The following is a 12,332-nucleotide window of genomic DNA, read 5'->3' as shown; positions in this document are numbered from 1 at the left end:
TCCATGCCCGACATGAGTCCCAGCAGCAGAAAGGGAGAGACAGTGCCTCCCACCACCACGAGCACGCGCACCCGGGGAGCGCCGCAACGGCTGGGGGACCGTGTCTTCTCCGGCGCCTCGGTCGGGGCGGGCGTGCTCATCCTCGTGATCCTCGCCGGCGTCGCCGCCTTCCTCGTGGCCGAGGCGTGGCCCGCCCTGTGGGCCGACTCCTCCGACATCGACGGCGGCGACGGCATCGTCCTGTACATCTGGCCGGTGCTGTTCGGCACGCTGCTCTCGGCGTTCTTCGCCCTGGTGGTCGCCACCCCGCTGGCCATCGCGATCGCGCTGTTCATCACGCACTTCGCGCCGCGCCGGATCGCGTCGCTGCTGGGCTACGTCATCGACCTGCTCGCCGCCGTCCCCAGCATCATCTTCGGCCTGTGGGGCGCGTTCGTCCTGGCGGACCTCACCGTCGAGCCCACCCGGTGGCTTGAGGAGAACCTCGGCTTCATCCCGTTCTTCGACGGCCCCGCGTCGACGACCGGCCGCACCATGCTCGTCGCGATCCTGGTGCTCGCCGTGATGATCCTGCCGATCGCCACGGCCGTCATCCGCGAGGCGTTCCTCCAGACGCCGCGGCTGCACGAGGAGGCGTCGCTGGCGCTGGGCGCCACGCGCTGGGAGATGATCCGCATGGCCGTGCTGCCGTTCGGCCGCTCCAGCATCGTCGGCGGCCTGATGCTCGGCCTCGGCCGCGCGCTCGGCGAGACCATGGCGGTGGCCATCGTGCTCTCCGCCAACCGGGACACGGTCTCCTTCGACATCATCAGCAGCGAGAACCCGTCGACGATCGCCGCGAACATCGCCCTCTCCTTCCCCGAGGCGTCCGGCCTCTCCGTGAACACGCTGATCGCCTCGGGCCTCGTCCTCTTCGCCGTCACTCTCGTGGTCAACATGGGGGCCCGCGCGGTGATCAACCGGCGTCGCGACTTCTCGGGAGCCAACTGATGTCCACCTCGACGACCTCCCTGGGCAAGGGCGACGGAAACCACAACGGCGGCGACGGCAACGGGCCCGGCAACGGTGACCTGAACGACCCGGGCCGGGCCAGGGAACAGGCCGACGCGCTGCTCACGGACATGCCGCTGACCCACGGGTCGCTGCCGCGCCGTGCCGCGCCCCTCGTCCTCCTCGCGGCCGTCGCCGCCGGAGCCCTCGTGTGGCTCGGCGGGTTCGGCCCCGTGCTCGGCGCCATCGTCGCCGCGGTCGGCTACACCGCCGTCATCTACGGCTGGTCCCGCCAGGTCGAGGGCCGGCGCAAGGCGTTCGACCGGCTCGTGACGGCTGTGGTGACCTCGGCGTTCCTGCTCGCGCTGCTGCCGCTGGTCTCGGTGATCACCACCGTGGTCTCCGAGGGCGCGGCCCGTTTCGACGCGGACTTCTTCAACAACTCGATGCTCGGCGTCGTCAACGAGGGCGGCGGCGCGCACCACGCGCTCATGGGCACGCTGATCGTCACCGGCATGGCCGCGCTGATGTCCGTGCCCATCGGCCTGCTGACCGCGATCTACCTGATCGAGTACGGCCGCGGCCGGCTGGCGCGCTGGATCACCTTCTTCGTCGACGTCATGACGGGCATCCCGTCCATCGTGGCCGGCCTGTTCGTCTACGCGCTGTTCGAGCTGATCTACGGGCCGGGCATCCGCATGGGCTTCATGGGGTCCGTGGCGCTGAGCGTGCTGATGATCCCCGTGGTCGTCCGCTCGGCCGAGGAAATGCTGAAGCTGGTGCCGAACGAGCTGCGCGAGGCGTCCTACGCGCTGGCCGTCCCGAAGTGGCGCACCATCGTCAAGGTCGTGCTGCCGACGGCGCTCGCCGGCATCGCGACCGGCGTGACGCTGGCCATCGCCCGCGTCATCGGCGAGACGGCGCCGCTGCTGATCACGGTCGGCATCACCAGGGGCGACAACTTCAACCCGTTCGACGAGCGGATGGCGACGCTGTCGGTCTACTCGTACACCCAGTACTCCACCGCGCCCGGTTTCGCGCAGGAGGCGTTCTTCGACCGGGCCTGGTCCGCCGCCCTCGCGCTGATCCTCATCGTGATGACGCTGAACCTGGTGGCCCGCCTGATCGCCAAGCTGTTCGCCCCCAAGACCCGCGCCTGACGACCGCGCCCAGGACCGAAGAAGAAAGCGAAGCACTGTGGCCAAGCGCATCGAGGTCAAGGGCCTCGACATCTACTACGACAAGTTCCTCGCCGTGCAGGGCGTCTCGATGACGATCGAGCCGCGCTCCGTGACCGCCCTGATCGGCCCCTCCGGCTGCGGCAAGTCCACGTTCCTGCGGACCCTGAACCGCATGCACGAGCTGGTGCCCAAGGCGCGGGTCGAGGGCAAGGTCCTCATGGACAACCAGGACCTGTACGGCGCGAACGTCGACCCCGTCGGCGTCCGCCGCCACATCGGCATGGTGTTCCAGCGGCCCAACCCGTTCCCCACCATGTCCATCTACGACAACGTGGCGGCCGGCCTGAAGCTGAACAACAAGCGCATGAAGCGCACCGACCTCGACGAGCTCGTCGAGCGCTCGCTGCGCTCGGCGAACCTGTGGGAAGAGGTCAAGGACCGGCTGAACAAGCCCGGTTCCGGACTCTCCGGCGGGCAGCAGCAGCGCCTGTGCATCGCGCGCGCCATCGCGGTCGCGCCCGACGTGCTGCTCATGGACGAGCCGTGCTCCGCGCTCGACCCGATCTCCACGCAGGCCATCGAGGACCTGATCACGGAGCTGAAGGAGCAGTACACGATCGTGATCGTGACGCACAACATGCAGCAGGCGCAGCGCATCAGCGACACGACGGGCTTCTTCAACCTCAAGGCGATCGGTGAGCCCGGCGGCCTGGTGGAGATCGACGACACCACGAAGATCTTCACCAACCCGGCCAACAGCGACACCGAGCGCTACGTCTCCGGCCGCTTCGGCTGAGCCACGGGGCGACGCGCCATGCGGAAGCGGCTCCGCGTGGCCGCCGCGGTCACCGCGGCGGTCACCGCGGCGGCCACGCTGCTGATCACCGGCTGCGCCGGTGGCGGCGGCGGTGGCGGCGACGGCCAAGGGGCCGCCGTGCACCGCGGCTCCCTGTCCGGCCGCGTCGAGGGCTCGGGGGCGACGTTCCCCGGGCCGCTGTTCGACCGGTGGACGGCCCACTACACCGGGCACGTGGAGACCGGCGCGCGCGTCGACTACCGGGCGGTGGGCTCGGGCGGCGGCATCGAGCAGTTCCTCGCGGGAACGGTCGACTTCGGCTCGTCGGAACGGCCGCTGCGGCCCGGTGAACTCGACATCGCGGCCGACGTCCGCGGCTGCCCCGCCATCCAGTTCCCCGTCGTGTTCGGCGCGGTGGCCCTCGTGCTCAACGACGACGCGCTGGACGGCCTGGTGCTCACCGCCGAGGTGATCGCCGGCATCTACGACGGGCGGATCACCCGGTACGACGACCCGGCGGTCGCCGCGCTCAACCCCGGGCTCGACCTGCCGGCCGAGCCGATCGTGCCGGTGCGCCGGGGCGACGGCTCGGGCACGACGTACGTGTTCTCGCACTACCTGACCACCGAGGTCCCGTTCTGGGCCGAACGCTACGCGGAGGGCACGGACCTCGACTGGCACGAGGCCACCCTGGACGGCGAGGGCAACGAGGGCGTGGCCGCGGCCGTGCGGGAGCGGCCCGGCGGCCTCGGGTACGTCAACCAGTCGTTCGCGCTGGCCGAGGGCCTCGCCACGGCCCGCGTCGTCAACGAGGACGGCACGCCGGTGGCCCCGACCCTTGAGGCGACCACGGCGGCCTCGGAGGAGGCGGAGATCCCGGACGACTTCCAGTTCGCGATCGACGACATCGGGGGCGGCGGCTACCCGATCACCGGCGCCAACTGGATCTTCGCCCACACGTGCGGCTACGACGACGCGACGGCCGCGCTGCTGCGCGACTTCTGGACCTGGACGCTCACCGACGCCACCGCCGACCGGCACGCGGCCGAACTCGGCTACGCACCGATGGGCCGGGAGCTGAAGGCCCGCGTCGTCGAGGAGATCGGCCGCGTCGGCGAGGCCGACTGACGAGGAGCCGGCCGGCCGACCGTCGGGCGGACCGGCCGGCGGCCGTTCAGCGGGTGCAGCGGGCGCCGTGGGCGCGGGGAGGCTCAGTTTCCGGCGGTGAGGTGCGTCTCCAACTCGTCCAGGATGTGCCCGGCCGCCGTGTAGCCGATGCCGAGGAACCACAGCTGGTCGTCCACGCGGAACGCGCGCCCCTCGCGCACGGCGGAGAGCCCCTCCCACAGCGGCCCGCCGACGGCCGCCTCCTCGCCCGAGGCGTCCGGCGCGCCGTAGGAGGTGTAGAAGACGATGTCGGCGTCGGCCCGGTCGACCTGCTCGGGGCTGACCTCGACCGCGAAGCCGTCCTCCGCCTCGTCCACGACGGCCGGCCTGCCGAGGCCGACGTCGGAGAGGATCGTGCCGATGAAGTTCTCCTCGCCGTACAGGCGCGTGTTGCCGCCCTCGATGAAGCGGACCATGCTGACCTCGGTCCGCGCGGCGGCCTCGGGGCCGCCGACCGCCTCGGTGACCTCTGCCGCGCGCGCCTCGTAGCGGGCGACGACCTCCTCGGCCTCGGCCGAGGCGCCCAGCGCCTCGGCGTGCAGCAGGAAGTTCTCCTGCCAGGGCGCGCCGACGTTCTCGGTGAACACGGTCGGCGCGATCTGCGACAGCTCGTCGTAGCGCTGCTCGTCGCGCACCTTGCTGCCGAGGATCAGGTCCGGGTCGAGCTCGTGGATCGCCTCCAGGTCGGGCTGCGCGATGACGCCGACGTTCTCGATGCCTTCGAGCCGGTCCTGCGGCAGGTAGTCGAGGAACATCGTGCCGGTGTCGGTGCGCACCGCGCCGACGGGCGTGACGCCCAGCGTGATCGCGCTGTCGAGTTCCGCGGTGTCGAGGACGACGACGCGCTCGGGGCGTTCGGGAACCTCGACCGGCCCCATCGCGGTCTCGACGGTCCTCGTGGCCCCCTCGCCGTCCGCCGGCCCGCCGTCCCCGGCGCCACCGGAGTCGTCGGAGCCGCAGGCGGCGAGCACGAGGGCGGCGGTCAGGGCCATGGCGGAGGCGGTGCGGGTGCGGTGCCTGCGGTTCATGTGGACGTCGCTCCTTCTGTGGCGGGTGGGTTCGCTGTGCTGCCGGGGCCGCCCGCGGTCCCGGCCGCCCCGGCGTCCTCGGCGGTACCGGCCGGCTCGGTCGGCGCGCCGCGTCCGGCCGGCCCGCCGCGCCCGGGTGCGCGTTCCGCCGGGCGCGGCGCCGGCGGCCCGGGAACGACCAGGGGCGAGCCGGTCACCGGGTCGGGCACGACGACGGCGTCGAGGCCGAACACCTCGCGCACCAGACCGGCCGTGACCACCGCGTCCGGCCGGCCGCGGGCCACGATCCGGCCGTCCTTCATCGCGACCAGGAAGTCCCCGTAACGGGCCGCCTGGTTGAGGTCGTGCAGCACCGTGACGACCGTGCGCTCCAGGCGCCGCACGAGGTTCAGCACGTCGACCTGGTGCGCGATGTCGAGGAACGTCGTCGGCTCGTCGAGCAGCAGCAGGTCCGTCTCCTGGGCCAGCGCCATCGCGATCCACACCCGCTGCCGCTGCCCGCCCGAGAGCGCGTCCACGGGCCTGGCGGCCAGCGACGCGACATCCGTCAGCTCCATCGCCTCCCGCACGGCGCGTTCGTCGGCGTCCGACCACTGCCGCCACCACCGCTGGTGCGGCTGCCTGCCGCGCGCCACCAGGTCGGCCACCGTGATGCCCTCGGGCGCCGCGGGCGACTGCGGCAGCAGCCCGATCGCCTGCGCGACGCGCCGCGTCGGGATGCGCGCCAGCTCCTGCCCGTCGAGCAGAACGGCGCCGCCGCTCGGGCGCAGCAGCCGCCCGAGCGCGCGCAGCGTCGTCGACTTGCCGCACGCGTTCGGCCCGACGATGACGGTGACCTGCCCGTCGGGCACGTCCAGGTCGAGGCCGTCGACCACGGGGGACGACTCGTCGTAGCCCAGGACCAGGCCCCTGGCGCCCAGCCGGTGACTCATGCGCGACCTCCGGTGCGGTTGCTGACGATCAGCCAGAGCAGGTACGGCGCGCCCACCGCGGCCGTCAGCACTCCGACGGGCAGTTCGGCCGGCGAGAACAGCGTGCGCGCCAGGACATCGGCGACCACGGTGAGGAACGCGCCCACGAGCGCCGAGCACACCAGCGGGATCTGCGCGCCGCCCGTCAGACGGCGCACGATCTGCGGCGCGAGCAGCGCGACGAAGTCCACGGGACCCGCCGCGCCGGTCGCGAGCGCGGCGAGCAGCACGCCGAGCGTCGCGAGGCCGAGCCTGACCCGGCCGAGCCGCACGCCGAGCGCGGTGGCCGTGTCGTCGTCGAGCACGACGGACCGCGCCGCGCGCGCCGCCCACACCACGGCGGGCAGCAGGAGCAGCAGCGCGAACGCGAGGGGCGCGGCCTCGGCGTGGCCGCGCCCGTTCAGTGAGCCGGTCATCCACACCGTCGCCTGCTGCGCGGTCTGCTGGTCGCCCTTGGTCAGGAACAGCTGCGTGACCGAGCGCAGCGCGATCGCGAAGCCGATGCCGATGAGCACGAAACGGGCCGCGTGCAGGCCGCCGCGCCACGCGAAGACGTAGACGAGCGCGGCGGCGGCGAGCCCGCCGGCCACCGACCAGTAGGGCAGCACCGCCGTCGACACCGTGCCGAACGTCATGGCGCCCACCGTCATGGCGGCGGCGCCGTGCGTGACGCCGATGATGTCGGGGCTGGCCAGCGGGTTGCGCGCGACGGTCTGGACGAGCGCCCCCGCCACGCCGAGCGCGGCACCGACCAGCAGGCCGAGCGTCAGTCTCGGCAGGCGCAGCGTGCCCACCACGAACGCGGCCGACGACTCCATGCCGAACGCCGCCCGCAGCGCCTGCCCGGGCGCGACGGCCGAACTCCCCACGCACAGCGACGTCACGCAGGCGGCCAGCAGCAGCACCGCGAGCAGGCCGGCGACCGCCGCGGACCGCCGGTGCAGCAGGAAGGACGCACCGCGCCCGCGGGCCACCGCGTACCCGGCCGCCGCGACGGCAGGCCGCGGACCGCGCACGGCCGCGCCGCTCACGACCGCACCCCCGACCTGCGGACCAGGTACACCAGGAACGGCACCCCGATCAGCGCCGTCATCACCCCGGAGGGCACCTCGGAGGGCGGGAACACCAGCCGTGCCACGACATCGGCGACCAGCAGCACCACCGCGCCGAGCAGCGCCGCCATCGGCAGCACCCACCGGTGCGAGCCGCCCACGAGCGCGCGCGCCACGTGCGGGACGGCCAGCCCGACGAACGCGATCGGGCCCGCCGCGGCCACCGCGGCGCCCGCGAGCACGGCGGCGCCGAGCCCGGCGGTGACGCGCACGAGCGCGACGTTCTGGCCGAGGCCGCGGGCGACGTCCTCGCCGAGCGCGAGCGCGTCGAGGCCCCGGGCCGCGGCCAGCACGAGCAGCGTCCCGGCCAGGAGGAACGGCCAGACGTCGGCGGCGATGGCGGCGTCGCGCCCGGTCAGCGAGCCGACCTGCCAGAAGCGGAACTCTTCGAGCGTGGAGGACCGCGTCGTCAGCACGCCCGCGACGACGGAGGCGAGCAGCGCGTTGACGGCCGCGCCCGACAGCGCGAGCTTGACCGGCGAGGCGCCGCCGCGCCCGCGCGAGGCCACCGCGTAGACGGCGACGCCCGAGACGGCGGCCCCGGCCAGCGCGAACCACACGTAGTCGGTCAGCGCGTGCGCGCCCGCGAACGCGATGCCGAGCACCACGCCGAGCGCGGCGCCCTGGCTGACGCCGAGCAGGCCGGGTTCCGCGATGGGGTTGCGGGTCAGGCCCTGCATCACCGCGCCCGCCATGCCGAGCGCAGCCCCGACCATGCAGCCGATCACCGTGCGCGGCACCCGCATCTCCCGCACCACCTGCACCGCGGGCCCCTCGCCGTGGCCGAACAGGGCCTGCCACACGTCGGCCGGCGCGAGGGAACGGCTGCCGAGCGCCAGGCTGAGCAACGCGGCGAGCGCGACCGCCGCGCACGCGGCGACCAGCAGCGTCGAACGCCGAGCCGCCGCCGGTCGCGCGGTGGCGCGCGCCGGGGCGCGTTCGCGTGGCGGTGGTGTGGTCGTGGTGGCAGGCATGCGCTCCTCGACGGGGCGGTCGGGGCCGGGCGGACGGGCGGGGAGGCGAACGAGCGGCGAACGAGCGGCGAACGAGCGGCGGGCGGCGCGGGGCGGAGAGGAGGCGGGGACGAGGGGGCGACGGGAGGGCGGCGAGGGACGGCGGGAACTCGCTCGCCCCGCGGGGGACTTGTGCGGCCGGACGGTACTTAGGTTAGGCGACCCTAAGCTCTGGCATGTGCTGGAGGCACAATAGCCCTATGCCGCATTCCCCGCAGACAGTTCCGCTGACCGTCGGATTCGATCTCGACATGACCCTCATCGACTCCAGGCCGGGGATCAAGGCAGCGTACGACGCGCTGTCCGCGGAGACCGGGGTGTACGTCGACTCCGACCTCGTGGTCTCGCGGCTCGGGCCGCCCGTGGAGGAGGAGCTGGCCCACTGGTTCCCCGCCGAGGAGGTCGGCGCCACCGCCGACCGCTACCGCGCGCTGTATCCCGCGCACGCCGTGCACGGCACCGACGCGCTGCCCGGCGCGCGGGAGGCCATCGCGGCCGTGCACCGGCACGGCGGACGTGCCATCGTCGTCACCGCCAAGTACCAGCCGAACGCGGAACTGCACGTCGACCACCTCGGGCTCGGCCCTGACACCGTGATCGGCTCGCTGTGGGCCGAGGGGAAGGCGAGCGCCCTGCGCGCGCACGGCGCGCGGGTCTACGTCGGCGACCACGTCGGGGATGTGCGGGGCGCGCGTGCCGCCGGCGCGCACTCCGTCGCCGTGGCCACCGGGCCGTGCGCCGGCGAGGAACTGAGCGCCGCGGGCGCCGACACGGTGCTGCCCGATCTGACCGCGTTCCCCGACTGGCTCGACGCCCACCTCGCGGGCCTCGCCGTCTGACGTCCCGCACCGGCCGGCGAGCCGAGCCCCGGCAGGCCCGATACCGGTCAACGGCCGGGCCGGGTGCCGGTCGACGGCCGGGCGCCCGGGCCTGATCGGTCAGGCGCCCGGGCCGCCGCCCGCCCGCGCCGCGTGGCCGGCCCGCGCCGCGCGGTCCGCCCGGCGCTGGTGCGCCACCGACCGCAGCAGCCCCGCCGCGGCCACGGCGGACCCCACGCCCATCAGCATCGACACCACGTACGCGGCGGTCGGCAGCGGATCGGCCCCGATGAACAGCGGCGTCACCGTCACGACCGTCGCGACCGCACCGACCGCGAACACCACGCCGCCGGCGCGCACCAGACCGTCCCCCGGGCCCGCGGCCCGCGTCCCGCCGCCCGTCGTCGCCCGTTCCGCCATCCGTTCCGTCCCGCGTGCCGCCGGCGCGCGTCCCGTCGCGCGTTCCGTCCGGCGTCCAGGGTCGCAGGTGCGCATACTCGCCGCGCGCCGGGGGCAGTCATCCTCCGAAACGGCCCGGCGGCATCTTGTCACCGGACCGCAGGCGATTAGCCTGGGAGGTGGCGGGTCCGGTCGGCCCGCCACGTTGTCATGACGAGTGCGAGGACGAGGACACGTGCCTACCGGCAAGGTCAAGTGGTTCAACAGCGAGAAGGGCTTCGGCTTCCTTTCCCGCGACGACGGCGGCGACGTCTTCGTGCACTCCTCGGCTCTGCCGGGCGGGGTGGACGGCCTCAGGCCCGGCCAGCGCGTGGAGTTCGGCGTCGTCGCCGGCCAGCGCGGTGATCAGGCGCTGTCGGTCACGCTGCTCGACCCCGTGCCCTCCGTCGCCGCCGCGCAGCGGCGCAAGCCGGACGAGCTGGCCTCCATCGTGCAGGACCTCACCACCCTGCTCGACGGCGTCTCGCAGCAGTTGGAGCGCGGCAGATACCCGGACCGGGCCAGCGGCCGGAAGATCGCCGGCATGCTGCGCGCCGTCGCGGACCAGCTCGACGTCTGAACCCGTCCCCGGCCGGCTCGGTCTCCGAGCCGGCCGCCCGCGCGCGCCGCACCGCCTCACGCCACCGCCGCCCCGCCCACCGGGGCGAGCAGCCCGGGCGGCACCGCGGGCACCAGGCCCTCGCCGGCCGCGCGCGTGAGCAGTTCGCGCACCGCGGCGAACCCCTCCTCGCCCAGTTCCCCGGTGAACTCGTTGACGTACAGGCCGATGTGGGCCTCCGCGACCTCCCGCTCCATCTCCTGCGCGTGCTCCAGGACGTACGCCCGGCTCGCCGCCGGGTCGTCCCACGCCCGCGCGACCGACGCGCGGATCGCGTGCGCGACCGCGCGCAACCGCTCCTCGCCCAGGGACCGCCGCGCCACGATCGCGCCCAGCGGGATCGGGTGGCCTGTCGTGCCCTCCCAGAACTCCCCGAGGTCGGCCAGCCGGTGCAGCCCGTACCGCTGGAACGTGAACCGCGCCTCGTGGATGACGAGCCCGGCGTCCACCCGACCGTCGCGCACCGCCGGCATGATCTCGTGGAACGGCATGATCCGCACCTCGCCCACCCCGCCCGGCACGTGCGCGGCCGTCCACAGCCGGAACAGCAGGTAGGCGGTGGACCGTTCGGCCGGGACGGCGACCGTGCGCCCGGCGAGGTCCGCGGGCCGCGCCTCGCCCGCGGTGAGCACCAGCGGACCGCAGCCGCGCCCGAGCGCGCCGCCGCACGGCAGCAGCGCGTAGCGGTCGAGGATCCACGGCAGCACCGCGTAGGACACCTTGAGGATGTCGCCCTCGCCGCGCTCCGCCATGCCGTTGGTGACGTCGATGTCCGCGAACGCGACCTCGACCGGGGGCGCGTCCGGCACCAGCCCGTGCGCCCAGGCGTGGAAGGTGAACGTGTCGTTGGGGCAGGGCGAGTACGTGATGCCCAGCGTGTCAGTCATGGTCCCTCCAGGTGTCGAGCACCGGCCACGCGGCGGTGAACGCGGACGTCAGCGCCGCGAGCGCGGCCGGGATGCGCCACGCGGAGCGGTCGCGCGGGCCCACCGCGTTGGACACGGTGCGTATCTCGGCCACCGGCACGCCGTGCAGGGCCGCGGCCGTGGCCACGCCGAAGCCCTCCATCGCCTCGGCCGCCGCGCCCTCGTGACGCGCCGCCAGCTCCGCGGCCCGCGCCGCGCTCCCGGTCGCCGCGCTCACCGTGAGCACCGGGCCGAGGGCCGCGCCCGCGGCGGCGGCCAGCGCGACGGCCAGCCGGCCCGGCGGCCGGTGGGCGGCCGTGCCGAAGCCGAGGCTGGCGATGTCCGCGAACCCCTCGGGCGTGTGGCTGCCCAGGTCGGCCGCCACGATCGAGGAGGCCACGACGGTGCCGCCGACCGCGGCGGCCGGCGTGAACCCGCCGCCGATGCCCGCCGCGACCACCAGCCGGTACGGCTCGGCCGCGCCCGCCAGGGCCGTGGCCGCGCCCGCCGCGGCGGCGGCGGGCCCGACGCCCGCGGCCAGCACGTCCACGCGCAGCCGCGTGCCCGCGGGCCGCGCCCGCAGCACCGCGGGCCCCGCGAACGGCGGCTCGCCCGCGGCCTCCGCCCCGCCGGGCACCGCGGCGAGTACCGCGTCCCGCTCCGCGGGGACCGCGGTCACCACCAGCACGCGCCGCACGGCGGCCACCGCGTCAGTCACCGGACTCCAGGTCGACGTTCCACACGCCCTCGAACGAGCCGAACAGCCGCTCCTCGTACTGCGCCTGCGACTGCGAGGACCAGATGGACTCCATGTCGTAGTCCTCACCGACCTGCGCGATCACCAGCCGCAGGTCCCGGCGCTCGGGCAGCGTGCCGGGCGTCTGGTTCTGCTGCTGGTCGTTCTGCCGCAGCCGGTCGACGTCGAACGTCTGGTAGGTGGAGGTGAACGGGTTCGCGTCGTACAGCACCCCGTTGGAGAACACCAGCCAGCCGGTCTCGGCGACCTCGGGGTCCACGCCGACGCGGAAGGTGTCGCCGACCCCGGCCGTGAACACCGGCACGTCCTCGTTGTTCTCCAGGCACGCCCGCGCCCGCTCGGTGCCCAGCGGCCCGTCGTGCCCGTAGCAGTCCTCGGGCGTCTCCCGGGAGGCGGTGTGCGAGCCGAGGGTGAAGTGCGCGTTCGGGCTCGGCTTGTGGCAGGCGGAGAGTGCGAGCAGCGCCAGCGAAACGGTGCCGAGGGCGGCGGCGGTCCGAACGGCCCGGCGGCCCGTGCCGGTGGCGAACGCAGTCATGC

General features: G+C 74.4%; 14 protein-coding genes. 6 read left to right on the top strand and 8 right to left on the bottom strand.

The features are described from left to right. Positions 1-12: 12 nt before the first annotated feature. From pstC to pstS, 4 genes are all read left to right on the top strand, one after another. Positions 13-990 (top strand): phosphate ABC transporter permease subunit PstC, encoded by a 978-nt coding sequence (gene pstC / locus LC193_RS12520; protein WP_404819403.1) that lies wholly within the window; start codon positions 13-15, stop codon positions 988-990. Positions 991-1,121: 131 nt separating this feature from the next. Then, entirely contained in the window at positions 1,122-2,150 is a 1,029-nt protein-coding gene (gene pstA / locus LC193_RS12515; protein WP_404819533.1) for a phosphate ABC transporter permease PstA, read from the top strand. Between the two features lie 37 nt (positions 2,151-2,187). Next, positions 2,188-2,967 carry a phosphate ABC transporter ATP-binding protein PstB gene (pstB, locus tag LC193_RS12510; protein WP_226074070.1) on the top strand — a complete coding sequence of 260 codons (780 nt, stop codon included), beginning with the start codon at positions 2,188-2,190 and terminating at the stop codon, positions 2,965-2,967. A gap of 18 nt (positions 2,968-2,985) precedes the next feature. Continuing rightward, positions 2,986-4,095, top strand: a complete 1,110-nt coding sequence (gene pstS, locus LC193_RS12505; protein WP_226074069.1) for a phosphate ABC transporter substrate-binding protein PstS — start codon at positions 2,986-2,988, stop codon at positions 4,093-4,095. Positions 4,096-4,178: 83 nt separating this feature from the next. Here the strand turns inward: pstS and LC193_RS12500 are convergent, their stop codons facing one another. From LC193_RS12500 to LC193_RS12485, 4 genes are read right to left on the bottom strand one after another with little or no spacing between them, the layout of a single operon-like run. Continuing rightward, positions 4,179-5,162: an ABC transporter substrate-binding protein gene (locus LC193_RS12500; protein ID WP_226074068.1), complete on the bottom strand. Its 984-nt coding sequence runs from the start codon at positions 5,160-5,162 to the stop codon at positions 4,179-4,181. Next, a complete protein-coding gene (locus LC193_RS12495; protein WP_226074067.1) occupies positions 5,159-6,094 on the bottom strand; it encodes an ABC transporter ATP-binding protein in 936 nt (311 codons plus the stop codon). The genes LC193_RS12500 and LC193_RS12495 overlap by 4 nt, the downstream gene beginning before the upstream one ends. Continuing rightward, positions 6,091-7,164, bottom strand: coding sequence for a FecCD family ABC transporter permease (locus LC193_RS12490; RefSeq protein WP_226074066.1), 1,074 nt, complete (start codon positions 7,162-7,164; stop codon positions 6,091-6,093). The genes LC193_RS12495 and LC193_RS12490 overlap by 4 nt, the downstream gene beginning before the upstream one ends. Then, entirely contained in the window at positions 7,161-8,219 is a 1,059-nt protein-coding gene (locus LC193_RS12485; RefSeq protein ID WP_226074065.1) for a FecCD family ABC transporter permease, read from the bottom strand. The genes LC193_RS12490 and LC193_RS12485 overlap by 4 nt, the downstream gene beginning before the upstream one ends. Positions 8,220-8,458: 239 nt before the next feature. Between LC193_RS12485 and LC193_RS12480 the strand changes: the two genes are divergently transcribed. Then, positions 8,459-9,097 carry an HAD family hydrolase gene (locus LC193_RS12480; RefSeq protein ID WP_226074063.1) on the top strand — a complete coding sequence of 213 codons (639 nt, stop codon included), beginning with the start codon at positions 8,459-8,461 and terminating at the stop codon, positions 9,095-9,097. Between the two features lie 99 nt (positions 9,098-9,196). On the opposite strand, the gene LC193_RS12475 is transcribed toward LC193_RS12480, so the two are convergent. Continuing rightward, positions 9,197-9,496: a hypothetical protein gene (locus LC193_RS12475; RefSeq protein WP_226074061.1), complete on the bottom strand. Its 300-nt coding sequence runs from the start codon at positions 9,494-9,496 to the stop codon at positions 9,197-9,199. Between the two features lie 214 nt (positions 9,497-9,710). Between LC193_RS12475 and LC193_RS29100 the strand changes: the two genes are divergently transcribed. Then, complete coding sequence (locus LC193_RS29100; RefSeq protein ID WP_086159968.1) at positions 9,711-10,094, top strand: cold-shock protein; 384 nt, start codon at positions 9,711-9,713, stop codon at positions 10,092-10,094. Between the two features lie 56 nt (positions 10,095-10,150). Here the strand turns inward: LC193_RS29100 and LC193_RS12465 are convergent, their stop codons facing one another. The 3 genes from LC193_RS12465 to LC193_RS12455 are packed head-to-tail and all read right to left on the bottom strand — an operon-like array spanning position 10,151 to position 12,330. Then, positions 10,151-11,020 (bottom strand): 1,4-dihydroxy-6-naphthoate synthase, encoded by an 870-nt coding sequence (locus LC193_RS12465; protein WP_226074059.1) that lies wholly within the window; start codon positions 11,018-11,020, stop codon positions 10,151-10,153. Continuing rightward, entirely contained in the window at positions 11,013-11,756 is a 744-nt protein-coding gene (locus LC193_RS12460; protein WP_226074057.1) for a futalosine hydrolase, read from the bottom strand. Before LC193_RS12460 ends, LC193_RS12465 begins: the two co-directional genes overlap by 8 nt. After that, complete coding sequence (locus LC193_RS12455; protein ID WP_226074055.1) at positions 11,749-12,330, bottom strand: hypothetical protein; 582 nt, start codon at positions 12,328-12,330, stop codon at positions 11,749-11,751. Before LC193_RS12455 ends, LC193_RS12460 begins: the two co-directional genes overlap by 8 nt. Positions 12,331-12,332: the final 2 nt, after the last annotated feature.

It is taken from the genome of Streptomyces marincola (assembly GCF_020410765.1).
GTDB lineage: Bacteria > Actinomycetota > Actinomycetes > Streptomycetales > Streptomycetaceae > Streptomyces > Streptomyces marincola.
Note: the sequence above shows the minus strand (reverse complement) of the source record. Positions and strands in the feature narration are given on the sequence as shown.

Coding starts and splice junctions, on each gene's coding strand:
- pstA (WP_404819533.1), top strand. CDS start 1,122: ATGCCGCTGACCCACGGGTCGCTGCCGCGCCGTGCCGCGCCCCTCGTC.
- LC193_RS12495 (WP_226074067.1), bottom strand. CDS start 6,094: ATGAGTCACCGGCTGGGCGCCAGGGGCCTGGTCCTGGGCTACGACGAG.
- pstS (WP_226074069.1), top strand. CDS start 2,986: ATGCGGAAGCGGCTCCGCGTGGCCGCCGCGGTCACCGCGGCGGTCACC.
- LC193_RS12480 (WP_226074063.1), top strand. CDS start 8,459: ATGCCGCATTCCCCGCAGACAGTTCCGCTGACCGTCGGATTCGATCTC.
- LC193_RS12500 (WP_226074068.1), bottom strand. CDS start 5,162: ATGAACCGCAGGCACCGCACCCGCACCGCCTCCGCCATGGCCCTGACC.
- pstC (WP_404819403.1), top strand. CDS start 13: ATGAGTCCCAGCAGCAGAAAGGGAGAGACAGTGCCTCCCACCACCACG.
- LC193_RS12485 (WP_226074065.1), bottom strand. CDS start 8,219: ATGCCTGCCACCACGACCACACCACCGCCACGCGAACGCGCCCCGGCG.
- LC193_RS12475 (WP_226074061.1), bottom strand. CDS start 9,496: ATGGCGGAACGGGCGACGACGGGCGGCGGGACGCGGGCCGCGGGCCCG.
- LC193_RS12455 (WP_226074055.1), bottom strand. CDS start 12,330: ATGACTGCGTTCGCCACCGGCACGGGCCGCCGGGCCGTTCGGACCGCC.
- LC193_RS12465 (WP_226074059.1), bottom strand. CDS start 11,020: ATGACTGACACGCTGGGCATCACGTACTCGCCCTGCCCCAACGACACG.